The sequence below is a fragment of the Kocuria sp. ChxB genome (assembly GCF_044359605.1).
In the GTDB taxonomy this organism is placed as follows: domain Bacteria; phylum Actinomycetota; class Actinomycetes; order Actinomycetales; family Micrococcaceae; genus Kocuria; species Kocuria rhizophila.
In genome coordinates this window covers 1,061,362-1,084,034 of the sequence record NZ_CP121123.1, presented here as the reverse complement: position 1 = coordinate 1,084,034, position 22,673 = coordinate 1,061,362, and the positions used below count along the sequence as shown (strand labels likewise).

The window sequence follows — 22,673 nt, the reverse complement described above, 5'->3', positions numbered from 1 at the left end:
GATCCGGCCGCGATCCGCAGCTCCACCATCCACGGCCTCATGATCCAGAGACCCCCGACACTGAGGAGAACCACCTGATGCACCGTCACTTCAACGGCCTGAAAACCGTCCTGCTCCTGGGCGGGATGTGGGCGGTCCTGCTGGGAATCGGCTGGGCCATCTCCGGGGCCACCCGCAACTCCGTGTTCATCATGGTCTTCGCGGTCATGGGTCTGATCGGCACCGCCGTGAGCTACTGGAACTCCGACAAGCTCGCGATCCGCTCCATGCGCGCAGTGCCTGTGACTCCGCAGCAGGCCCCGGCCATGTACCGGATCGTGCACGAGCTGTCCCAGAAGGCGGGGCAGCCCATGCCCCGGCTGTACATCGCCCCGACCATGAGCCCCAACGCCTTTGCCACGGGCCGCAACCCCGAGAACGCCGCCGTGTGCTGCACGGAGGGCATTCTGCAGCTGCTGGACGAGCGCGAGCTGCGCGGCGTGCTGGGCCACGAGCTGATGCACGTCTACAACCGGGACATCCTGACCTCGTCGGTGGCGGCCGCGGTGGCCGGTCTGATCACGTCCGCGGCCCAGATGCTCCAGTTCGCCGCCATCTTCGGCGGGCGCGGCGGCGACAACCGCGGCAATCCCCTGGTGGGTCTGCTCATGGCGTTCCTGGCACCGCTGGCCGCCACCGTGATCCAGCTGGCCATCTCCCGGACCCGCGAGTACGACGCGGACGAGGACGGTTCCAAGCTCACCGGGGACCCCCTGGCGCTCGCCTCCGCACTGCGCAAGATCGAGGGCGGGGCCTCGCAGCGGCCCATGAACCCGGCCGACCAGAAGGTGGTCAACACGTCCCACCTGATGATCGCGAACCCGTTCCGCGGCGGCTCGGTCACCGGGCTCTTCCGCACCCACCCGGCCACGGACGACCGCGTGGCGCGGCTCGAGAACATGGCCCGCAACGGCGGGCGCCCGGGCGGACGCTGAGCCGGCGCGCCCCGGGGGCGGTGCGGCGGCGTCGTCGTGAACCGGCGGACGGCGCGCACCGAACCAGGCGGCGTCGGACAGGGCCCGCCCAGGGGAGCGGAGATGCCGGTGAGCACCGCTGCCCGGAACGCACGAGGGGCCGGGACGGAGGAATCCGTCCCGGCCCCTAACGCGTGAGCTCAGCGGTAGTTCACGAACTGCAGGTCGACCTCGAGGTCCGAGCCCTTGAGCAGGGAGATGATGTCCTGCAGGTCGTCGCGGGACTTGGACGAGACGCGCAGCTCGTCGCCCTGGATGGTGGCCTTGACGCCCTTGGGACCCTCGTCCCGGATGAGCTTGGTGATCTTCTTGGCCTGGTCCTGGGCAATGCCCTCCTTGATGGAGGCCTCGATCCGGTACTCCTTGCCGGAGGCGTACGGGTCACCCGCGTCCAGGGACTTCAGGGAGATCCCGCGCTTGACCAGCTTGGACTGGAACACGTCCAGCACCGCCTGGGCACGCTCCTCGGAGTTGGCCTTGATGAGGAGCTTCTCGCCCGAGAAGTCGATGTCCGCGCCCACACCGCGGAAGTCGTAGCGCTGGGCCACTTCCTTCTGCGCCTGGTTCAGGGCGTTCGCCACTTCCTGCTTGTCCACCTTGCTGACCACGTCGAACGACGACTCTGATGCCATGCTCTTGCTCCTCGGCTGTTCCGGTGCGATCGGCGGAGCGCGCGAGGCCGTGTGCTCACGCGTTCCAGAACTCTGTGACCCGGTCCGCGAGCTGACGCGCCTGCGCGAGACCGGCCTCGAACGAGGGTATCCGACGCGCCGGATCCAGCGGATTCATCCCGAACGCCCGGTGGCTGGCCTCGTCCGCCGTGACGTGCAGAGCGGCACCGGTCTCCTCGATCAACCGCAGGGACTCGTCGAGGGTGGGGCCGAACGGGCTCGTGGGCGGCTCGGGGTTGCACGAGACCACGAGCACCCGGTCGAAGCCAGCGGCCAGGTCCGCGTTGGTGGCCGAGCGCATGCCTCCGTCCATGAGGGCGCGGTCCCCCGCGTGCACGAGCGGGAAGACCGTGGGAACGGCGCAGCTCGCGGCCACGGCCCGCTCGAGCGGCACACCGCTGTCCGCGTTGAACACCACGAACTCCCCGGTGCCGGCATCCACCGCGGTCAGCGCGAGGCGCCCCGCCGGCCACTGCTCGGGCAGCATGCCCCCGATGCGCGCGAGCCACGCCTCCTCGGTCATCGCGGGGGTGGCCGACGCCGCCCGGGCCCCGATCGTCGCGCGTCCCGCCTCGGGCGTGGTGGCGCGCTGCGCGGCCTCGCCCATCAGCTGTATGAACTGTTCGGCGTCGAAGGCCGGTGCGGCGTCGTCGGGAGTGGACCGCCCGCTGCTGGCACCGGGGCCCATCTCGGCGCGCAGGGCGTCGAGCTGGAGACCGCCGGCGCGCAGCTGCACGGCCACCGCGGAGCCCGCGGAGGTGCCGACCACGAGGTCTGCCGCTCCCAGATCCGCTCCGGCCTCCAGCAGTCCGGCGAGCAGTCCGCTCTCCCACGCGATGCCGGCGGAGCCGCCGCCGCCCAGGACGATGGCACGAGAGGGGGAGGTTGTGGTGTTCATGGTGTTTCGCCTTCCTGTCCCGGGTCCGTCACCCTCCTCTGGAGGGGGTCGGGCCCGGGTGTGGTTGTCTGCTCGTCCATGATCAGGCTGCTGATCAGTTGTGGTCAACCGTTTGGGTCCCTGGCATCTGGGTGGTGCCCGTGCTACTCGGCGGCGGGTCCTCCCGTGGCGCCCTTCGTGGGCGTGGTTCGCGCGGCGTCCGCCGGGCGGGCATCCGTGGCCGCATCCGGTGCGCGGCAGCCGCTCGCTCTGGCCGGGAGGCTGACCGGGAACCGGGCACGGTGCGCCGACGGGGCCACCACCCGCGATTTTGGGCCCGCACCGCTCCCCGTGTACTGTTGAGGTGCTTCGCCGCGCGGTATCGCCGCGTGCGCAGGGCGTCTCGGCAGGTTACCCGAGCGGCCAAAGGGGGCTGACTGTAAATCAGCTGGCAATGCCTACGGGGGTTCGAATCCCTCACCTGCCACCGAGGACATGTCCTGGACATCACGAAGGGGCTTCCCGGATCACTGGATCCGGGGAGCCCCTTCGTCGTGCCGGGGGCGTTCCAGGAGTATCGGCGGGTGGTGGGTGGGGCCGTGAGCTCGGGTGGGCCGCGCCACCGGTGGTGCGCACCGCCGCGTCTGCCGCACGAGCCGCCAGGGTCAGGTGCGTGCCCCTGCAACACGCCCGGGAGGCGTTCCTTGTGCCACCAGTGAACGGTCTGGAGACCCTCGGGGGCGGCTCCTATGGTGGAGACCATGGCTACCGTTGACATCACCCAGGACACTCTGGGCCAGACCATTTCCGACAACGACATCGTGTTGCTGGACTGGTGGGCAGACTGGTGCGGCCCCTGCAAGCAGTTCGCACCCACCTACGAGTCCGCCTCCGAGAAGAACCCGGAGATCGTGTTCGGCAAGGTGGACACCGAGGCCGAGCAGGGCCTGGCCGCCGCCGCCCAGATCTCCTCCATCCCCACCCTCATGGCGTTCCGCGAGGGCATCCTCGTGTTCTCCCAGCCGGGAGCGCTCCCCGCCTCCTCGCTGGAGGAGGTCATCACGGCCGTCAAGAACCTCGACATGAACGAGGTCCGGGCAGAGGTCGAGAAGCAGGCGGCACAGGCTGAGTCCGCGGCCGAGCCCGAGGCTCCGCAGAACTGATCCTGGCCCGCGCAGCACTGCGCGGATCCGGCCCCGCGGACGCGGGGCACAGACACGGCGAGGGCGGTTCCCCAGCACGGGGAACCGCCCTCGTCGTGCGCCGGGGCGCTGCGGGCCCGGGCGGCGTCGTGCAGCGCGGCGTGTCAGGCCGCCGAGACCCCCAGCAGGGAGCCGATCAGGAACGTGGCACCCAGGGCGAGGGCGCCACCCACGACCACGCGGACGGCGGCGCGCGCCACGTGCGGTGTCTTGCCGAGCCGGGCGCCCAGCGTGCCCGTGAGGCCCAGCGCCACGAGGACCGCGGCGAACGTGATGGGGATCCGCAGCTCCGGCGGCGGAAGCAGGATCGCGAGCATCGGCAGCAGCGACCCCAGGAAGAACGCCAGGGCGGAGGAGATCGCGGCGGACCACGGGTTCACGATGTCATCCGGGTCGATGCCCAGCTCCGCATCCAGGTGTGCCCGCAGGACGTCCTTCTCCGAGAGCTCGATCGCCACCTGCTTGGCGGTGGCCTCGCTCAGGCCCCGCTCCCGGTAGAGCTCCGCGAGCTCCTCGAGCTCCGCTTCCGGCATCTCCTGGAGCTCCCACTTCTCCTTCTCGATGAGTGCTTCCTCGGAGTCCTTCTGGCTGGACACGGAGACGTACTCGCCCAGCGCCATGGACAGGGCGCCGCCGATCACGGCCGCCGAGCCCGCGATCAGGATGGGGCCGGTGGCCGCGGTGGCGCCGGCCACGCCCACCACGGTGGCGGCCACGGACACGATGCCGTCGTTGGCGCCCAGGACGGCGGCGCGGAGCTTGTTGAGTCGGTCCCCGGACTTCTCGGCATGGGGTTCTGCCATGGTGTGCTGTGACATGCCAGCAAGTGTGCTCCGGATTCGGGGGAACTTCTACGCAGGCCAGGCATACCTCAACGGCGTGCCACGGCGTGCGGTGCCGGCTGTCCCCCGGCAGGGGCGGCACGGGTGCCGTCGTGCCGTGACCACGCACGGTCACCCGCGTGGAAGGCGTCCTCCCTGTCAGACCTGCCGGTGGTTCCCGTCGCACCAGTCGCCCCAGGGCGCTCGCAGCGCCGGTGCCGCCTCGCATGACTCCGGTTCCCGCCGTTCCCGCGGTTCAGTGGTGCCGGTGGTCCTGCGGACTCAACCGCGGCCCGAACGACGGCTTGCGGTGGCCGCTGGCCTTGATGAGCCGCACCACGCGCTGGCGGTGGCCACGCCAGGGTTCCAGAAGCTCGAGCATCCGCTGGTCCGAGCCCGGTGCGCGGTCGAAGAACCAGCACACGTAGTTCGCCAGGTGGTAGTCGTAGACGCTCACCCCGTCAGGGTCCCCGTGGGTGCACTGCGTGATCTCCGCGGCCGTCCACGGACCGATCCCCTGGATGCTCTGCAGCGCCGTGCGCACCCGCGCAGGATCGGGATCCAGGGCGAGGCGTTCGAGTGCGGCGGCCCGGTGCACCGTGCGCATGACGGTGGCCGAGCGCGCCGGATCCACCCCGGCGCGGTGCCACTGCCAGGACGGTGTGCGCCGCCACTGCTCCGGTGTGGGCGGAACACGCATTCCGTGCGGAGCGGGCCCGGGGGCGGACTCGGCGTTCCAGCGCAGCAGCGCCCGGTACGCACGGACGGCCTCGATCGCGGTCACCCGCTGCTCGAGGATCGCCACCACGGCCCGCTCCAGCAGGTTCCCGGCGGACGGGAGCCGCAGGCCGGGGTGCTCGTGCCGGGCCCGGACCAGTGCATGCGGCAGCTCGGAGAACGCGGCCGAGGAGTCGAAGTCCTCCCACGAGTCCTCGTGGCCCACCCAGCGGGGAGCGGTGGACAGCCACCCCTCGCCACCGGGACCCCAGGCCTCCACCAGGACGTCGCGGTCCAGGGGATTCGTTCCGGTCGCACCGGCGGGCCGGGTGAAGCGCGCGCTCACGGGCAGACGGTTCCACCGGGTGGTGATCCACACGCAGTCCTCGCCGAGGACCCGGCACGTGGGATCCTCCGCACCGCGACCGAGCACGCGCAGCGTCTGCCCCAGGTGGAGCGGTCCCCGCGGGGTCCAGCGCCACCGGGCGGGCGCGTGTTCCGTCCCCGCGCCGCGCGTGGTCACCTCCGTGGTCATGGGGGCGATGATGCCACCGGGTTCCGACACCGTGCGCGGTCCCGCTCTCCGGGAGAAGACTGCCTCCGGCGTCCGCGCCGGGCCGACGTCTGGCCGCGGTCTCCCCACCGGTTCCGCCGATCACGTCGCAGACGCGGCACGAGTCCGGCACGGCCCGGTCGTCACGGCGACTGCGTTCACCGAGCGGCGCTCCGGCTGCCGGTAGTCTGCGTGGCAGGCGCCGACAACCGCCGTTCCCGGCCGATGGCGCTCGTCCGGGGCCGCGCGCTGAGAGCACGGCCCCGTTCCACTCGGCTCGGCCCAGCGACGGCGGGCCGGCCGTGCCATGGCCCCGCCTGTCCCGTCCCCCACGGGCCGGCGCCCTCGACCCCCGGACGGAGGACCGTTGGACCGCCAGAATCCCGCAGTCCCGGCGGTAGCACCGCCCGTTCGCGGCACGCGGGGCGCCCACTGGGCGTGGCTGCTCCCCGTTCTGGTGGGCTCCCTGGCCACGGCCCTGTACTGCGCGCTGTCCTGGAGCCAGTGGATCCGCTGGGACGTGCCCTCGTGGGACAACGCGATCTTCACGCAGCTGCTGTCCTCCTACGCGGCAGGCGAGGGGCCCGTGGTGGATATCAAGGGGGACGGCTTCAACCTGCTGGGGGACCACTTCCACCCGCTGCTGATCGTCCTGACCCCCGTGTACGCGCTGTTCCCCTCCGCGCTGACCCCCATGATTGTTCAGAACGTCCTGTTCGGGGCGTCCGCAGCCGTCATCACGCGCTGCGCCGCGCGGGCGATGCACCCGGCTCCCGCAGCCGCCATCGGTGTGGCGTACGCGCTGAGCTTCGGCCTGCAGAACGCGGTGGCGGTGCAGTTCCACGAGATCGCGCTCGCCGTGCCCCTGCTCGCCACGGGTCTCTGGGCCCTGCGCGAGCGTCGCTGGCTCGCCGCCACCCTGTGGTGCGCGCCGGTGGCGCTGGTCAAGGAGGACCTGGGGTTCACAGTGGCCGCCGTGGGAGCGCTCATGCTCGGTCACGCCGCACGCCCTGCGGTGCGGCACCGGCTCCCCGGACTACGACGCCGCTGGGACGCCTTCTGCGCGCGGCCCTCCCGCCCGACGGCGCCCACCACCTCAGCGGACGGGGGTGGGCCGAGCTGGGAGGTTGCGGCTTCCCGTCGTGACCTGGTGGGGGCACGACACGAACCGGACCGGGCGGCGTCGTCCCCGGTGCGCCGGGAGCGGGGGAGCGGGGCGCGGATGTCGCTGCGGGACCCGGCCGTGGTGGGTGGAGCGGCGCTCGTGGTGTGGGGTGTGCTGGTGTCGGCGCTCGCGGTGGGCGTGGTGCTGCCCGCGCTGAACCCCGCGGGCGAGTTCGCGTACGCGGACAAGCTGGACCTGGCGGGCCTGCTGCGGGACCCCGCGAGCGCGGTGATCCTGCAGGTGGTGCCCGCGCAGAAGCTCGGCACCTGGGTGCTGCTGCTGCTCGCGGGTGCGGTGGTGGCGGTGCGCTCGCCCATTGCGCTCGTGGCGCTGCCCACCCTGGCGTGGCGCATGCTCTCGCCGAACGACGGCTACTGGGGCGCGGGGTGGCACTACAGCGCGGTCCTGATGCCCGTGGTGTTCGTGTCGCTCGTGGACGCCGTGGTCCGGCTGCGCGGGGACTCCGTGCGGGCGCAGCAGCGCCTGGTCTCGCGGGCCGCACGGTCGCAACGCCGGGGCCGGGCGGAGGCCACCGCGCTGTGGGCCGTGGCCGCGGCTGCCCCGTGGTGCGCCCTGCTCGTCGCGCTCGCGGTCGGGACGCAGCTGCCGCTCGCGCGGCTGGCCTCTCCCGAGGCGTGGCGGCCCGACCCCCGCGCGGACGCGAAGACCACGGCGGTGGCCGAGATCCCCGCCGGCGCGAGCGTGGCCACGGACCTCTCCCTCATGAACGCCCTCGTGAGCCGCGCGGACGTGCACTGGATAGGCAACGGGCAGGATCCCGACCCCCAGTACGTGGTCCTGGACCGCTCCAGCGAGACCTGGGGGAGCACACCCCCGGAGGACGTGGCGGCGTACGCGGGCCAGGTCTACGGCGCCCGGTACACCGTGGTGAGTGACGAGCAGAACATCGTGGTGGCCCGCCTGGAGGGCTGATCCGGGGACGCCGTGCGGTAGGCTGGAGTGTCATCATCCCGGTCTCATGTCCTCAATCCACCGTTTCGCCGCTCCGGCATGTCGGTCCAGGACTTCAGCGGAGGTTCCGCTCGCACCGGTGTCAGTCACTCCATTCCACCCAAGCGAGGTTCTTCCGTGCCCACTGAATCCACCCCCGAAGACCACACGACCGCCCAGACCGTCGCCCCCGCAAGCGCGCCCGGGGAGACCGAGGTCGTCGCCGACGACGCCGCCGCGGCCCAGGACGCAACGCCCGCCACCGAGCCGGGCGGCGTCGACAGCCCCGCCGCCCAGGCGGCGCAGGCGCCCACCGAGGAGCCCCAGCTGCCCACGTTCGCCGAGCTCGGCGTGGACGGGCGTGTGCTGGCGGCCCTGGACGAGGTGGGCTACGAGTACCCCTCGCCCATCCAGGCCGCCACCATCCCCGCACTGCTCAGCGGCCGGGACGTCGTGGGCCTGGCCCAGACCGGCACCGGCAAGACCGCCGCGTTCGCGGTGCCCGCGCTGTCCAAGCTCGCGGAGCTCTCCGACCTGCACGGTCCGCAGCGCAGCACCCGCGTGCTCGTGCTGGCCCCCACCCGTGAGCTCGCGCTGCAGGTGGCCGAGGCGTTCGGCTCTTACGCCACGCACCTGGAGGACTTCACCGTCCTGCCCGTGTACGGCGGCTCCTCCTACGGCCCGCAGCTGGCCGGGCTCAAGCGCGGCGCGCAGGTGGTCGTGGGCACGCCCGGTCGCGTGATCGACCACCTCTCCAAGGGCTCGCTGAAGCTCGACGACATCGCGTACGTGGTGCTGGACGAGGCCGACGAGATGCTGCGCATGGGCTTCTCCGAGGACGTGGAGAAGATCCTGGCCCAGACCCCGGAGGAGAAGCAGGTCGCGCTGTTCTCCGCGACCATGCCCAAGGCAATCCGCCGGATCGCGCAGCAGTACCTGCGGGACCCCAAGGAGATCACGGTCAAGGCCAAGACCACCACGGGCACCAACACCCGCCAGCGCTACATGCAGGTCATGGGCCCCCACAAGCTGGACGCCATGACCCGCGTGCTCGAGGTCGAGGACTACGACGGCGTCATCGTCTTCGTGCGCACCAAGGCCGCCACGGAGGAGATCGCGGACAAGCTCAAGGCCCGCGGCTACACCGCCGCCGCGATCAACGGCGACATCCCGCAGAACCTGCGCGAGCGCACCGTGGACTCCCTGCGCGACGGCAAGATCGACATCCTCGTGGCCACGGACGTGGCCGCGCGCGGCCTGGACGTCGAGCGGATCTCCCTGGTGGTCAACTACGACATCCCCCACGACACCGAGTCCTACGTGCACCGCATCGGGCGCACCGGCCGTGCCGGGCGCAAGGGCGAGGCCATCCTCTTCATGACGCCGCGCGAGAAGTACCTGCTGCGCGCCATCGAGAAGGCCACCCGTCAGCCCGTGGAGCAGATGCGCGTGCCCACCACGGACGAGGTCAACCAGACCCGCAAGGACAACTTCGCGCAGCAGATCGAGGAGACCATCGAGTCCGAGGACCTCGGGCTGTTCCGCGAGATGGTCGAGCGCTACGAGGCCGAGCACGACGTGGACGCCGTGGAGATCGCCGCGGCCCTGGCCGTGATCGCGCAGAACGGCCGCCCCTTCCTCGTGGAGGACCTCCCCGAGGTGCCGCAGCGCAAGCGCGACCGCGAGCGCAAGGACGGGGACGGCCCCCGCAACCGGCGCTCCCCGGGTGACGAGGCTGGCATGAAGACCTACAAGCTGGCCGTGGGCCACCGCGACCGCGTGGTCCCCGGTGCCGTGGTGGGTGCGCTCACGCACGAGGGCGGACTCAACGGCTCGCAGATCGGTGCGATCGACATCCGCCCCACCTTCACCCTGGTCGGCCTGCCCGAGAACCTGCCCGCGGGCACGCTCGACAAGCTCTCCAACACTCAGATCAACGGCGCGCCCATCCGCATCCAGGAGGACCGCGGACCGGGTGGTGCCCGCAGTGGTGGCGGCAACCGGTTCCGCGGCGGGGACCGTGACCGCGGACCCCGCAACGACCGTGGCGACCGCGGCGGGTACCGGGACGACCGTGGAGGCTACCGGGACGACCGCGGAGGCGGCTACCGGGATGACCGTGGTGACCGTGGCGGCTACCGCGACGACCGCGGTGGTTACCGGGACGACCGCGGTGGTTACCGGGACGACCGCGGTGGCGGGCGTCCCCGCGGCAGTGGCTCCTCCTACCAGGACCGCCCCCGCAAGAAGAGCTACGGCCGCACCAACGGCGGCTACTCCGGACGCTGATCCGACCACCACTGACGCGCGGCCTCTCACACCCCGGCGGATTCTCGGAGGATCCCCGGTGGGGTGAGGGGCCGCGCGTCTTTCGGGGGACTGGGTGGTGGGGGTCCACCCGGCCCTCGGTGCTGGGCGGTCAGCCGTCCACCCACCCGGGGTGTGCATTTGCTCCGTTAGTGCAGAAATCGGAGCCCTGTGCTGCGTTTACTCCACCTCACAGCATCCGCCCCGGCGCCCCCGCTCTGATCGCCCCCCTGCGCCTACCGGCGAGCCCGTCCTGCGCGGGCCCGATTCCCCGGCGCCGGGGCGGGCGCCCCGTCGCGTGATTCAGGGGCCAGAGCCGTTTTGTGCATCGCGATGAGATGCTGTTAGAGTATTCCGCGTTGCCCCGATAGCTCAGTGGTAGAGCGCCATCTTGGTAAGATGGAGGTCCCGGGATCGATTCCCGGTCGGGGCTCTCATGATGACAACCTGCGGAACCTTGTGAACCGCGGGTTTCATCCATGATGTGGCGGTGTAGCTCAGCTGGTTAGAGCGCACGACTCATAATCGTGAGGTCGACGGATCGAGCCCGTCCACCGCTACCGTTCAGGCGCCGTTCCCCTCGGGGAGCGGCGCCTTTTCCGTGTCCGGCTCCGCCGCTGGTCCCGCGCCGTGGATGGCCGGTGCATTCGTGCACGCGGGAGGTTGCGGGGCCGGGTTACCACCCCCGGTGGCCGGGGCCCGCGCTACCACCCCCGGTGCCCGGGCCTCGGTGACGAGTACCCGGTGCGCCGTCGTCGGCCAAGTCCCGCACCTGACGAGCGCGAGTGCACCGTCCCCGGCCACGCGTCGTCGGCGGACCGGGGAGCGGAGGGGCCGATAGGCTGGGCGGAAAGCCGTCCGTCGAATCGAGGAGACCATGGCCGTATCCCCTGACGTGGTGGGCACCACCTACCCGTCCATCCCCGCGTACCAGGTGGGCCGCGAGAAGATCCGCGAGTTCGCCACCGCTGTGAAGGCCACGGATCCCGTGCACCACGACGTCGCCGCCGCGCAGGCGGCCGGCTACCCGGACCTCGTGGCCCCGCCCACCTTCGCGATCGTCGTGTCCCAGCGGGCCGACGCCGCCCTGGTCAACGACCCCGAGGCCGGGATCGACTTCTCGCGCGTGGTCCACGCGGACCAGCGTTTCACGCACCACCGGCCCGTCGTGGCGGGGGACGAGCTGACGGCGGCGGTCACGGTGGATGCCGTGCGACCGCTGGGAACAGGGGCCATGGTGACGTCACGCGTGGAGGTCACCACGGTGGACGGGGAGAAAGTGGCGACCACCGTGTCGTCGCTGCTCGTACGAGGAGAGGACCAGTGAGCGTGGAGTTCGAGAGCCTGGAGAAGGGCCAGAAGATCGGCGAGCGGCGCATCGAGGTGTCCCGCGCGGACCTCGTGGCCTACGCGGGAGCCTCGGGGGACATGAACCCCATCCACTGGAACGAGGACTTCGCCCGGTCGGTGGGTCTGCCGAACGTGATCGCCCACGGGATGTTCACCATGGGCGTGGCCGTGGGGCTGGTGACCGAGTGGGCCGGTGACCCGGGTGCCGTGGTGGACTACCAGACCCGCTTCACCAAGCCCGTGGTGGTTCCCAACGCGTACGGCACGGCGGTCGAGCCGAGCACCGCGCTGTCGGTCAGCGGTGTGGTCGGGGCCGTGGATCCGCAGGCGCGCACCGCGCGCGTGGACCTCACGGTGACCGCCCCGGACCTCTCGGACCCCGATGCGAAGCCGGAGACCGCCACGGCGCTCAAGGTGCTCGTCAAGGCCCAGGCCGTCGTGAGGTTCCCGCACTAGGATTGACCACCATGAATGCACCGCGACTCTCCCAGCTCACGTCCACGGCCGTGGGCGGCCCCGTCTCCCGCTGCGTGGAGGCCAGCACGGAGGAGGAGCTCGTGGCGGCGGTCTCGCGCGCCGACCAGGCGGGGGAGCGCGTGCTGATCGTGGGCGGGGGGTCCAACATCCTCGCCTCGGACGAGCCGTTCGAGGGCACGGTGGTGCTCGTGGGCACCCGGGGTTTCACGGTCACGGACCCGCGCCGCACGGCGGGCAGTGCACCGTCTGACGACGTCGCCCGCGAGCCGGCCGGAGCATCTCCCCACGGCGGGGCCCACCACGGCGCCGCCCAGCATCTGCCCCCGGCCCACGGTGGCGCCGAGACCGAGACCGGGACCGAGACCGGTGGCGACGCCGCGGACGAGCGCTCCGTGCTCGTGGAGGCCGCGGCCGGACACCCGTGGGACGACCTCGTGCGGGACACCGTGGAGCGCGGGCTCGCCGGGCTGGAGACGCTCGCCGGGATCCCCGGGACCACGGGCGCCACCCCGGTGCAGAACGTGGGCGCCTACGGCTCGGAGGTCTCGCAGAACATCGTGCGGGTGCGCGTGTGGGACCGGCAGGAGCAGCGGAGCCGCACGTTCTCGTTCGAGGACCTCGAGTTCTCCTACCGTGACTCCCTGCTCAAGCGCAGCACGGACCACGGCTCACCGCGGTACGTGGTGCTCTCCGTGACGTTCCGGTTGGAGCGGCGTGAGGACTCCACGCCCGTGCGCTATGCGCAGCTGGCCACCGCTCTGGGTGTCGAGGTGGGGGAGCGTGCCCCGTTGACCACCGTGCGGGACACCGTCCTGCGGCTGCGGGCAGGCAAGGGCATGGTGCTGGATCCCGAGGACCGGGACACCTTCAGCACGGGCTCCTTCTTCACGAACCCCGTGGTGCCCGAGCACGAGCTCACGGACCGGATTCCGGCGGACGCCCCCCGGTACCCGGTCCTGGATGCACGAGGCCGCACCGTGGAGGGCGCCGTGAAGTTCTCCGCCGCGTGGCTGATCGACCACGCGGGCTTCGGCAAGGGCTTCGGGCTGCCCGGCACACGCAACGAGCTGCTGGACCTGGCCGGGGAGGACGTTGCCGGGGGCCGGGCGTCCCTGTCCAGCAAGCACACCCTGGCCATGACCAACCGCGGGGAGGCGACCGGGGAGGACGTCGCAGCAGTGGCCCGCGCGGTGCAGCGCGGTGTGGAGCAGGTGTTCGGGGTGCGCCTGGAACCCGAACCGGTGCTGCTGGGGCTGTCCCTGTGAGATGCGCGCGCCCCGCGGCGGCGTCGTTCTCCGAGCCCCGGGCGGTGCTGTCGTGAGCTCCGAGCTCCACGAGGAGATCGAGCGCGGTGAACGTGGCGGGCGGGTGCACGACGCCGTCCTGCGGCTGCGAGCCTTCTCCGAACGGCACCCCGTGCTGCGGGTGCTGCACAAGGGCATCGTGATCGTGCTCGGCGGGGTGTTCGCGCTCGCGGGGCTCGTGATGCTCGTGACCCCGGGGCCCGGGTGGCTGTTCATCTTCCTGGGGCTGGGCATCTGGAGCACGGAGTTCGAGTGGGCGCACCGGCTCAACATGCGCATCAAGCGGGCGGCACTGCGGATGTGGCGCTGGTGGTCCAACCTCGTGGCCGAGTGGCGCTACCGGCGGGCACGGGACAAGCCGCACGGGTGGGAGCAGGGGCCGCGGCACATGCGTGCCACGGACCCCTCGACAGGCCAGTGACCAGGGCAGCCGCGGCACTGACGAGGGGCCGCCGTCGTGACGGCCACGCAGCCGGACGGAACCCCGCTGTCTCAGAGTGTCCCGAGGGCGATCTTGAGCATCCGGCGCACGGGTTCGGCCGCGCCCCACAGCAGCTGGTCCCCCACGGTGAACGCGGAGACGTGCTGCGGTCCCATGGACAGGGTGCGGATGCGACCCACGGGGATCTGCAGCGAACCGGAGGCGGCCACGGGGGTGAGGTCCCTCATGGTGTCCTCCTTGATGTTGGGCACCACGGTGGCCCACTCGTTGTCCTCGTCCAGGAGCCGCTCAATCTCGGGCACGGGGATCTCCTCGCGCAGCTTGAGGGTGAGCGCCTGGGAGTGGGAGCGCATGGCGGCGATCCGCACGCACAGCCCGTCCACGGGGATGGTGGCGTCCCCGGAGCGGCCCAGGATCTTGTTGGTCTCCGCCTGGGCCTTCCACTCCTCGCGGGACTGGCCGTTGCCGAGGTCCGCGTCGATCCAGGGGATGAGCGAACCCGCCAGGGGCACTCCGAACTGGGTGGTGTCCAGCTCCCCGCCGCGCTGGGCGGCCAGCACGGCGCGGTCGATCTCCAGGATCGCGGACGCCGGATCGGACAGCTGCTCGGCCACGGTGCCGTTGAGGTCCCCGAACTGCCGCAGCACCTCGCGCATGTGGCGGGCGCCGCCGCCGGAGGCCGCCTGGTAGGTCATGGAGGTGGCCCACTCCACCAGCCCGTTGCGGAACAGCCCGCCCAGGCCCATGAGCATGCACGAGACGGTGCAGTTGCCGCCCACGAAGTCCTTCGCACCGCGGTCCAGGGCGGCGTCGATGACGTCCCGGTTGACGGGATCCAGCACGATCACGGCGTCGTCGTCCATGCGCAGCGTGGAGGCGGCGTCGATCCAGATGCCGTCCCAGCCGGCGGCTCGCAGGGCTCCGTGGACGGCCGTGGTGTAGTCCCCGCCCTGCGTGGTCACGAGCACCGGGAGCTTGGCGAGCGCCTCGAGGTCGTGGGCGTCCTGCAGGGTGCCGGTGTCTCCGAGACCGTCGATCTCCGGTGCCGGCTCCCCAGCGGCGGAGGTGGAGAAGAACACGGGGTCCAGCTCCGCGAAGTCGTTCTCGGCGCGCAGGCGGTCCATGAGCACGGAGCCGACCATGCCGCGCCAACCGATGAAACCTACGGCGGCGGGGTGTGAAGTCATGCCGCCCAGTCTAGCCAGGAGGCGTGGGCCCGGTCCGGGGCTGGGACGAGGGTCGACGCCTCGTCCCCGGCCACGAGTGAGCAACCCACCACGGCGCCGCTCGCCCCCGCCCCGTCCGCACACCTCTGCTCCGCGCGCACCCGGCCACGACCTCCCGGCCCGCCACGCCACGGGGCCGGGCTCAGCCCTCGGCGCGCGGGTCCGGCGTGGTGGCCAGCAGGTCCCGGTAGGACGGAAAGCGGTCCATGAAGTCCCGCACGTAGCTGCACGTGGCCCGCACCTTCGTGCCGCGCTCGCGGTACTCGTCCAGCACGCGGGTCACGAGCGTGCGGGCGTAGCCCTGTCGGCCGAAGGCTTCGGAGATGATGGTGTGCTGCAGGTCCACGGTGCCGTCCGGGAGCACCTCCACGCCCAGGAAGCCGATGTACTGCCCGCCGTCCCACAGCTCGTAGCGGGAGTCGTCGTGGTTGGGCACGATCTTCAGCTCAGGGCTCGTGACGGTGCTCGGTGTGCTCTCGTCGCTCACGGGGGACTCCTCCGCTCGGTGTGTGTGGGACATCACGCTATCCCACGGGGGTGTGCGTCCACTCGTCGATCCGGAACCGGGTGCCGTTGCGGGACTCGGCCCAGTCCGCGACCTCCCGGCGGGACCAGGAGCCCTCCAGCGCGGGAGCGTGGGTGTCCCCGGTGACGTCCAGGTCCACGGTGGTCACCAGGGCACGGGTGAGCGGCAGCGGCCGGTGGGACACGGCCTCGTGCCACACTCCCGGCCCGCCGATCACCCACACCTCACGGGCGGTGTCCTCGTGCTCCGGCCCGGAAGCCGGGAGCAGGGACACGGCGAGGTCGAGGGCCTCGGTGTAGGAGCCCACGGCCCACACGCGCTCGCCGTCCGCGGGCACGGACTCCGGACGGGACGTGATCACGATGTTCGGCCGTCCCGGCAGCGGACGGAACTTCTCCGGGAAGGACTCCCACGTGCGCCGGCCCATGACCACGGGGTGCCCGATGGTGGTGCGCGCGAAGAACTTCAGGTCCTCGGACAGGTGCCACGGGATACCGCCGTCCACCCCGATCACACCACTCGGGCTCTGCGCCCAGATGGCCCCCACGACGACGCCGCTCGTGCCGCTCGCGGACGGGGCGTGAGCGGCGTCGTCGTCCGCCGGGGGCTGGGTCCGGGATGGGGCGGGGAAACGGTCCGCGCTCACACCGCCACCGGTGCCTTGATGCCGGGGTGGTGCTGGTAGCCCTCCACCGCGAAGTCCTCGAACGCGTAGTCGAAGATGGTCTCCGGGCGACGCGTGAGCCGCAGCGTGGGGTACGGGTAGGGCTCGCGCGCGAGCTGCGTGCGTACCTGCTCCAGGTGGTTGGTGTAGATGTGGCAGTCCCCGCCGGTCCACACGAACTCGCCGGGCACCAGGTCGCACTGCTGGGCCACCATCACGGTGAGCAGCGCGTAGGAGGCGATGTTGAACGGCACGCCCAGGAACAGGTCCGCCGAGCGCTGGTAGAGCTGGCAGCTCAGGGCGTCCGGGCCGTCCTCGCGCGGCTGCACGTAGAACTGGAACAGCGCGTGGCACGGGGGCAGCGCCATCCGGTCCACCTCCGCGGGATTCCACGCGGTGACCATGTGCCGCCGGGAGTCCGGGGTGGTGCGGATGGACTCGACCACGCGCGCGATCTGGTCGATCGTCTCCCCGTGCCCGGCGGGCCAGCTGCGCCACTGCACGCCGTACACCGGACCCAGGTCCCCGTTCTCGTCCGCCCACTCGTCCCAGATGCTCACCCCGCGCTCCTGCAGCCAGCGCACGTTGGAGGAGCCGGAGAGGAACCACAGCAGCTCGAGCGCCACGGAGCGGAAGTGCACACGCTTGGTGGTCAGCAGGGGGAAGGAGGAGCTGAGGTCGTAGCGGATCTGGCGCCCGAACACCGACAGCGTCCCGGTCCCGGTGCGGTCCGTCTTGGGCGTCCCGTTCTCCAGGACGTCCCGCAGCAGGTCCTCGTACGGTGTGGGGATCTCGCTCATGGCTCTCCTCTCACGACGCCGCACGCTCGCGTCGCGCTCTCTGCTGGCGGGGGCCGCGGGGGCGCCACCGCGGGGTGGTCAGTCGTCGAACGGGGAGATGATCTCGAACGCCACGGCGCGGGAGCGCTGGGAGCCGCGCGGCATGTGCATCACGATCATCTGACCCGGGCTCAGGTAGGGGTCAGAGTCCGGCAGCTCCTTGGCCATCCTGGAGGGCATGTGGGACGCGAGCACCTTGAGAACGGTGGGGAGCACGGGGCGGTGGGTGCACAGCACCACGGGGCGCTCGCTGTCGAAGAGCTGCTCCGTGACCTGGGCGGCGCGCTTGGGGTGGCGCTTGTGGGTGGCCTCGGTGAGCTGCGGACGCTCCTTGACCTTCACGTTGTGCTTGGTGGCGTAGGGCACCACCGTGGACATGCAGCGTAGCCAGGGGGAAGTAACCACGCGCTCGGGCTGCCACGCCGCGAGCAGCCGGGTCACGGCCAGGGCCTGCCGCTTGCCGGTGGCCGCGAGAGGGCGGTCCCCCTCGGCCCGCTGCCAGGACGAACGCGGCTTGGCCTTGGCGTGGCGGATCACGATCACGGGGCGGGTGGGCAGCAGGCCCTGGGAGTAGAGCCGGGTGAGCCGCTCCAGTGGCGCGCGGTCGTCCTTGTTGCTGAGCATCTCGTGGGCGCGGGCGGGGGTGACCCACCGCATCTCGTCCACCTCGTCGTCCTCCGGGGCCGTCTGCGCGGTGGGGGAGACCTCGGCCGCCCAGTAGCGCACGAGCTTGTCGTTGCCGCGGACCTTGTACTCGGAGTCGCCCAGGTGGACCCCCAGGGTGATGCGCAGCCCTGTCTCCTCGCGCAGCTCGCGCACGGCGGTCTCCGGCAGCGTCTCGCCGTCGTCCTGCTTGCCCTTGGGCCAGGACCAGTCGTCGTAGCGGGGACGGTGGATCACCAGCACCTGGAGCTCGTTGTCCACCACCCGCCAGCAGAGACACCCCGCGGCGAGGATGTCGTACGTGCTCAGGGTGCTGTTCTTCGCCATGCTCTGCTCTCCGTGCTCCGAAACTCGCGTGCCGCCCGCAGGGAGGGGGCGGGGATCCCGTACCGATGGTAGCGGGGCTCAGCCCCGGTACATGACGTCCACGTGCCAGCGCTCGAAGCCCAGGGACTCGTAGAGGGACACGGCCGCCGTGTTGTCGGCGTCCACGTAGAGCATGACCTCCTCGAGTCCCTCCTCGGCCAGGTGGTTGATGCCCGCGGCCGTGAGCGCGCGGCCCAGGCCGCCGCCCTGCTGCTCGGGGTCCACGCCCACGGCGTAGACCTCGCCCAGGTCGGCGGCGCCCTCGCCGCCCGTGTGCACCTTGGTCCAGTGGAAGCCCACCACCCGGTCCGGGTCCTCGGTGGTCACCGCCAGGAGGAAACCGGCGGGGTCGAACCAGGACTCGCCCTCGCGCTGCTGCAGGTCGGACAGCGTCAGACGGCCCTGCTCGGGGTGCTGGGCGAAGGCGCGGGAGTTGACCCGCAGCCAGGACTGCTCGTCCCGGCCCACCTCGAACGCGCGGATCTCCACGCCCTCCGGCAGCGACACCTCGAGGGGCACGTCCTGGGCGCCGGCGACCGTGCGCTTGAGCTGCAGCAGGTCACGCACAGCGGTGAGTCCGTGCAGCTCGGCGAGCCGGCGCGCCGCGGGCTGGTTACCGTGCGCCCAGGCCTCCACGGTGCCGTCCACGAGACCGCGCAGCTGGCCCGCGATGGCCGTGGCCACGCCCCGGTTGCGGTGCTCCGGGTCCACGGTGAGCTCCACGGTGAACGTGGAGGCGGCGTCAGGCTGGGGCATCACCACGGCGGCTCCCACGAGGTCCTCGCCGTCGGTGGCGACCACGCATGTGACCCCCGCCCGGCCGGAGCGCAGCTCAACGAGCGTCTGGTCCGAGAACGGCGGCTCGCCGTCGTGCGCGCGGGAGTGCTCCGCGAGGGCCACGAGGTCCTCGGGGAACGGGATGCTGTCGTACGGGGTCACGGTGACGGACATGGCGGTGCCTCCTCGGCGGTCGTCGGCGCGGTGCTCAGGCAGAGGTCTCCCTGCCTGCCGCAAAGCTGTACCCCACGTTACGCACCGTGGTGATCAGGTGCTCGTGGTCCGAGCCGAGCTTGGCGCGCAGCCGCCGGATGTGCACGTCCACGGTGCGGGTGCCGCCGTAGTAGTCGTAGCCCCACACCTCGGACAGCAGCTGGCTGCGGGTGAAGACCCGGCCCACGTGCTGGACCAGGAACCGCAGCAGCTCGAACTCCTTGAACGTGAGGTTCAGGGCCCGTCCCGCGAGTTTCACCGTGTAGGAGTCCTCGTCGATGCTGAGCGAGCCCGCGCGCAGCACGCTCCCCTCGGGTTCCGGCTCCGGCGCGGCACCTCCCGCGCTCGCGAGCCGCAGCCTGGCCTCCACCTCGGCGGGCCCCGCGGTGCTCAGCACCACGTCGTCCACGCACCACGACGCCGCCACGGCCGCCATTCCGCCCTCCGTCACGCTCAGCAGCACGGGCAGCGGGCGCTGGGCGGCGGAGAGCGCCTGCGCCGCGTTGCGGGCGCCCACGAGATCGGCGGTTCCGTCCAGCACCACGACATCCGGGCGACTCGGTCCGGTGAGCGCTCCGGTCGCCGTCAGCGGGTGCACCGAGACCGTGTGGGGGAGCAGCTCGAGGGCGGGCAGCGCGGTGTCCACCGCACCGGGGGCGGGGCTGAGCAGGGCGATGTGGGACACGGTGTGCTCCGCTCGCAGGCGTGGGGACCGGCCCCGAGCGGGCCCGGCCGATGACCGGGCCAGTATAGGCGGGGGTGTGCCGACGCCGCGGGGCACCCCACCGGGGCCCGGCCCCTGGGCAGCGCGGTCCCGACCACCGCCCCGGCCGCGCCCGGCGGGTGGTCGGGGCCCGGCGGGGGACGCATGGCGGTTACCCTGGCACCAGGGCGCGGAACAGATCACCGCCCGCAGGCCGGCCCGGAGGAACCTCCCCATGAAGTACGCGCGCATCATCATCGCCGCCGTGGTGGCGCTGGTCCTCGCGCTCACGGCCGGCCTCCTGGGGGGCTGGGCGCCGTTCGTGGTCTCCGTGGGCATGGCGGTCACGATCGGCGTGGGGTGGCCCGCCGCGGCAGGCATCCAGGCCCGGCGCCGCCACAACGTGCTCATCGCCTCGGCCGGCGCCCTGGCGTGCCTGCTGGTGCAGCTGGTGCCGTCGCAGCGTCTCGTGTGGCTGCCCGCCGTCATCGGTGTCTCGTTCATGGCGGTGTGCGTGGCCGAGCTCGTGCGCGGTGAGGGTGCGAAGTACCGGCTGGAGTCCACTCTGGCGTCCGTCACGGGGGTGCTCGCGGCCGTGGCCGCCTCCGGGTGGATCGCGTTCTCCACCGTGGCCCACGAGCAGGGTCTCAGCGGGTGGCTCACCGTGGCCGGTGTGGGCGCCCCGTTGACCGTAATCCTCGTGGTCGCGGGTGCCCGCGTGATCTCTGCGGCCCCCGAGAACCTGGCGCGGCGGGGAATGATCACGCTCGGTGTGACGCCCGTGGCGCTGCTGGGAATGGTGGCAGTTTTCACGGGTCAGGTACTGGCCGCCGTGGTAGCGTGAAGCCATGCTTGCACTCGAAATCTTCTACCTGGTCCTCCTGGGTCTCGCGACCCTCGCCATCCTCGGAATTGGCGCGAAGGTCGTGTTCAGCCTCTTCAAGGGGCAGATGTAGCTCGTGCCCATCGAGATCCCCTCTGACCTGACCCCCGAACTCGTCCCTTTCGCGTGGCTCCTGGGCACGTGGGAGGGCAACGGCTTCATGGGGTACGGCGACGCCGAGCAGCGCGCTTTTCGCCAGCGCGTCTCGTTCGAGCAGACCGGGCTCCCGTTCGTGATCTACCGCGCGCAGACCACGCTCCTCGACGAAGAGGGCGAGCCGCAGCGCGAGGCCACGTACGAGCAGGGCTTCTGGGAGCTCGCGCGTCCCCGTGAGGACGGTGACATCGGCCCCGGCATGCTGCCCCCCGATCCCGTCCCCGTGCTCACCTCTGCGGAGGACGTCGAGAAGCTGCGCAACGCGAACGGTGGCTTCGACATCTCCGTGAGCATCCTCCAGCCCGGTGGGGTGGCGGAGCTGTACCTCGGACAGATCAAGGGCCCGCGCGTGGACCTGCGCACCGACGCCGTGATCCGCGCCCAGGGTGCCAAGGAGTACCAGTCCGGCACTCGCCTCTACGGACTCGTGAACAACCACCTCATGTGGGCCTGGGACATGGCCGCCCAGGGGCGGGAGCTGGCCACGCACGCCTCCGCCGAGCTCACCAAGGTCGAGCCCACGGCAGATCCGCGGTCGTGAGCACGGCGGATTCCGTGTTCCCCTCCGTGCTGCTGGGGCGTCACGGAGCGGTGCCCGCCCAGGGCCTCGACGCCGGGGTGGCCGCCCACTACGGTGACCCCGTCCCGGAGCAGCGGGCCCTCGCCCGCGGACGAGCCGTGGTGGACCAGTCCCAGCGCGGCGTCGTGACCGTGAGCGGCCCGGACCGTCTGAGCTGGCTCACCACGCTCTCCTCCCAGGTGCTGACCTCCCTGGAACCCGGCCGCAGCACCGAGGCCCTGTTCCTCAGCGTGCAGGGACGCGTGGAGTACGCGCCCCACGTCATCGACGACGGCACCACCACGTGGCTCATCACCGAGGCCGGGGAAACCTCCGGTCTGACGGACTGGCTGACCTCCATGCGTTTTGCCCTGCGGGTGGATGTGCAGGATGTCTCCGCGCAGTGGGCCGTCCTGGCGGCCACGCAGGACCTCTCCGCACGGATCCCCGCGCTGCTCCCGGACCGCTCGGGCCCCGCCGTGGGCCCGGTGTGGCAGGACCCCTGGCCCGGGATCGCCGCGGGCGGTCACGGGTACGCCGCTGAGCAGGACCACCCCGGCAGCGCTCGCACCTGGTTCGAGCACCTCGTGCCGCGGGACGCTCTGGCGCCCGTGGTCGAGGGCCTTGAACGGGAAGGTTTCCAGCTCGCGGGATCGTGGGCCGCAGAGGCCCTGAGGATCGAGTCCTGGCGCCCCCGCTGGGGCGCGGACACGGACGAGAAGACCATTCCCCACGAGCTGGACTGGATGCGCACGGCCGTCCACCTGTCCAAGGGTTGCTACCGCGGTCAGGAGACCGTGGCGCGCGTGCACAACCTGGGGCATCCGCCCCGCAGGCTCACCTTCCTGGACCTCGACGGCTCCCAGCACACCCTGCCGGAGGCGGGGGCGGCGGTGGAGCTGTCCGGGCGGGTCGTGGGTCGTGTGACAGCGGCCCAGCTGCACCACGAGGCAGGGCCCATCGCCCTCGCCGTGCTCAAGCGCTCGGTGGATCCGGAGGCGGTGCTCACCGTGCGGGAGATGCCTCACGCCGTGGGCCAGGAGGAGTCCGACGGCTCCGCTCCCGCACCGGAGCAGTGGGCGGCGTCGCAGACCGTGGTGGTGCCGCCGGAGGCCGGCTCGGTGGTCGGCCGAGCAGGTGGACTCATGCGCGGACCGCGCGGCGGAGGCATGCGGATCTGAGCCGTGCGGCGTCGTCGCCCCAGGCCACAGGTGGACGCGACGGGTGACGGCGGCACCAGGACGACGT

The 22,673-nt window shown here is 71.8% G+C and carries 22 protein-coding genes and 3 tRNA genes; 14 read left to right on the top strand and 11 right to left on the bottom strand.

The window, feature by feature from the left end; genetic code table 11:
* The first annotated feature begins 77 nt into the window (after positions 1–77).
* On the top strand, positions 78–974 hold the full coding sequence (gene htpX / locus P8S73_RS04770; protein ID WP_124109482.1) for a zinc metalloprotease HtpX: 897 nt from the start codon (positions 78–80) through the stop codon (positions 972–974).
* Between the two features lie 179 nt (positions 975–1,153).
* Here htpX and P8S73_RS04765 read toward each other — a convergent pair whose 3' ends face one another.
* Positions 1,154–1,645, bottom strand: a complete 492-nt coding sequence (locus tag P8S73_RS04765) for a YajQ family cyclic di-GMP-binding protein (protein ID WP_019309699.1) — start codon at positions 1,643–1,645, stop codon at positions 1,154–1,156.
* A 55-nt stretch (positions 1,646–1,700) separates the two neighbouring features.
* Positions 1,701–2,582 carry a patatin-like phospholipase family protein gene (locus P8S73_RS04760; protein ID WP_019309698.1) on the bottom strand — a complete coding sequence of 294 codons (882 nt, stop codon included), beginning with the start codon at positions 2,580–2,582 and terminating at the stop codon, positions 1,701–1,703.
* A 384-nt stretch (positions 2,583–2,966) separates the two neighbouring features.
* Here P8S73_RS04760 and P8S73_RS04755 point away from each other — a divergent pair.
* Positions 2,967–3,048: transfer RNA gene (locus P8S73_RS04755), tRNA-Tyr, on the top strand.
* Positions 3,049–3,322: 274 nt separating this feature from the next.
* Complete coding sequence (locus P8S73_RS04750) at positions 3,323–3,724, top strand: co-chaperone YbbN (protein WP_029603159.1); 402 nt, start codon at positions 3,323–3,325, stop codon at positions 3,722–3,724.
* 143 nt (positions 3,725–3,867) lie between these two features.
* On the opposite strand, the gene P8S73_RS04745 is transcribed toward P8S73_RS04750, so the two are convergent.
* Positions 3,868–4,581 carry a VIT family protein gene (locus P8S73_RS04745; RefSeq protein ID WP_019309696.1) on the bottom strand — a complete coding sequence of 238 codons (714 nt, stop codon included), beginning with the start codon at positions 4,579–4,581 and terminating at the stop codon, positions 3,868–3,870.
* A gap of 259 nt (positions 4,582–4,840) precedes the next feature.
* Positions 4,841–5,836 carry a DNA-3-methyladenine glycosylase gene (locus tag P8S73_RS04740; RefSeq protein WP_029603158.1) on the bottom strand — a complete coding sequence of 332 codons (996 nt, stop codon included), beginning with the start codon at positions 5,834–5,836 and terminating at the stop codon, positions 4,841–4,843.
* Positions 5,837–6,221: 385 nt separating this feature from the next.
* Between P8S73_RS04740 and P8S73_RS04735 the strand changes: the two genes are divergently transcribed.
* The 8 genes from P8S73_RS04735 (at position 6,222) to P8S73_RS04700 (ending at position 13,829) form a co-directional block, all read left to right on the top strand.
* Positions 6,222–7,952 (top strand): DUF2079 domain-containing protein, encoded by a 1,731-nt coding sequence (locus tag P8S73_RS04735; protein ID WP_019309694.1) that lies wholly within the window; start codon positions 6,222–6,224, stop codon positions 7,950–7,952.
* A gap of 156 nt (positions 7,953–8,108) precedes the next feature.
* Positions 8,109–10,259, top strand: a complete 2,151-nt coding sequence (locus P8S73_RS04730) for a DEAD/DEAH box helicase (RefSeq protein WP_135009714.1) — start codon at positions 8,109–8,111, stop codon at positions 10,257–10,259.
* Positions 10,260–10,638: 379 nt separating this feature from the next.
* Positions 10,639–10,710, top strand: a tRNA-Thr gene (locus P8S73_RS04725).
* A gap of 53 nt (positions 10,711–10,763) precedes the next feature.
* Positions 10,764–10,837 (top strand) — tRNA-Met (locus tag P8S73_RS04720).
* Positions 10,838–11,154: 317 nt separating this feature from the next.
* Positions 11,155–11,604 carry a MaoC family dehydratase N-terminal domain-containing protein gene (locus P8S73_RS04715; RefSeq protein WP_019309692.1) on the top strand — a complete coding sequence of 150 codons (450 nt, stop codon included), beginning with the start codon at positions 11,155–11,157 and terminating at the stop codon, positions 11,602–11,604.
* Positions 11,601–12,083 carry a MaoC family dehydratase gene (locus tag P8S73_RS04710; RefSeq protein ID WP_019309691.1) on the top strand — a complete coding sequence of 161 codons (483 nt, stop codon included), beginning with the start codon at positions 11,601–11,603 and terminating at the stop codon, positions 12,081–12,083. Before P8S73_RS04715 ends, P8S73_RS04710 begins: the two co-directional genes overlap by 4 nt.
* 11 nt (positions 12,084–12,094) lie before the next feature.
* Positions 12,095–13,369, top strand: coding sequence for a UDP-N-acetylmuramate dehydrogenase (locus tag P8S73_RS04705; RefSeq protein WP_059281160.1), 1,275 nt, complete (start codon positions 12,095–12,097; stop codon positions 13,367–13,369).
* A 52-nt stretch (positions 13,370–13,421) separates the two neighbouring features.
* Positions 13,422–13,829, top strand: coding sequence for a PGPGW domain-containing protein (locus tag P8S73_RS04700; protein WP_019309689.1), 408 nt, complete (start codon positions 13,422–13,424; stop codon positions 13,827–13,829).
* Positions 13,830–13,900: 71 nt separating this feature from the next.
* Here P8S73_RS04700 and asd read toward each other — a convergent pair whose 3' ends face one another.
* The 7 genes from asd to P8S73_RS04665 form a co-directional block, all read right to left on the bottom strand.
* Entirely contained in the window at positions 13,901–15,037 is a 1,137-nt protein-coding gene (gene asd, locus P8S73_RS04695) for an aspartate-semialdehyde dehydrogenase (protein WP_082698356.1), read from the bottom strand.
* Between the two features lie 181 nt (positions 15,038–15,218).
* Entirely contained in the window at positions 15,219–15,563 is a 345-nt protein-coding gene (locus P8S73_RS04690) for a GNAT family N-acetyltransferase (protein WP_059281422.1), read from the bottom strand.
* Between the two features lie 37 nt (positions 15,564–15,600).
* A complete protein-coding gene (locus P8S73_RS04685) occupies positions 15,601–16,248 on the bottom strand; it encodes a dihydrofolate reductase (RefSeq protein ID WP_019309686.1) in 648 nt (215 codons plus the stop codon).
* Entirely contained in the window at positions 16,245–17,066 is an 822-nt protein-coding gene (locus P8S73_RS04680; RefSeq protein ID WP_019309685.1) for a thymidylate synthase, read from the bottom strand. The genes P8S73_RS04685 and P8S73_RS04680 overlap by 4 nt, the downstream gene beginning before the upstream one ends.
* A 78-nt stretch (positions 17,067–17,144) precedes the next feature.
* The gene (locus P8S73_RS04675; protein WP_059281391.1) at positions 17,145–18,095 is read right to left on the bottom strand and encodes an NUDIX hydrolase; all 951 of its coding nucleotides are present in this window, start codon (positions 18,093–18,095) and stop codon (positions 17,145–17,147) included.
* 78 nt (positions 18,096–18,173) lie between these two features.
* Positions 18,174–19,085 (bottom strand): mycothiol synthase, encoded by a 912-nt coding sequence (gene mshD / locus P8S73_RS04670; protein ID WP_059281392.1) that lies wholly within the window; start codon positions 19,083–19,085, stop codon positions 18,174–18,176.
* Positions 19,086–19,119: 34 nt separating this feature from the next.
* Positions 19,120–19,809 (bottom strand): response regulator transcription factor, encoded by a 690-nt coding sequence (locus P8S73_RS04665; RefSeq protein ID WP_059281393.1) that lies wholly within the window; start codon positions 19,807–19,809, stop codon positions 19,120–19,122.
* 253 nt (positions 19,810–20,062) lie between these two features.
* Here P8S73_RS04665 and P8S73_RS04660 point away from each other — a divergent pair, with 253 nt between their 5' ends.
* The 3 genes from P8S73_RS04660 to P8S73_RS04650 all read left to right on the top strand — a co-directional run bounded on the left by P8S73_RS04660 (position 20,063) and on the right by P8S73_RS04650 (position 22,606).
* Positions 20,063–20,671, top strand: a complete 609-nt coding sequence (locus P8S73_RS04660; RefSeq protein ID WP_259906492.1) for a hypothetical protein — start codon at positions 20,063–20,065, stop codon at positions 20,669–20,671.
* A 115-nt stretch (positions 20,672–20,786) separates the two neighbouring features.
* The gene (locus P8S73_RS04655) at positions 20,787–21,407 is read left to right on the top strand and encodes an FABP family protein (protein WP_257745112.1); all 621 of its coding nucleotides are present in this window, start codon (positions 20,787–20,789) and stop codon (positions 21,405–21,407) included.
* Positions 21,404–22,606, top strand: coding sequence for a YgfZ/GcvT domain-containing protein (locus P8S73_RS04650; RefSeq protein ID WP_396350533.1), 1,203 nt, complete (start codon positions 21,404–21,406; stop codon positions 22,604–22,606). Before P8S73_RS04655 ends, P8S73_RS04650 begins: the two co-directional genes overlap by 4 nt.
* Positions 22,607–22,673 lie beyond the last annotated feature (67 nt).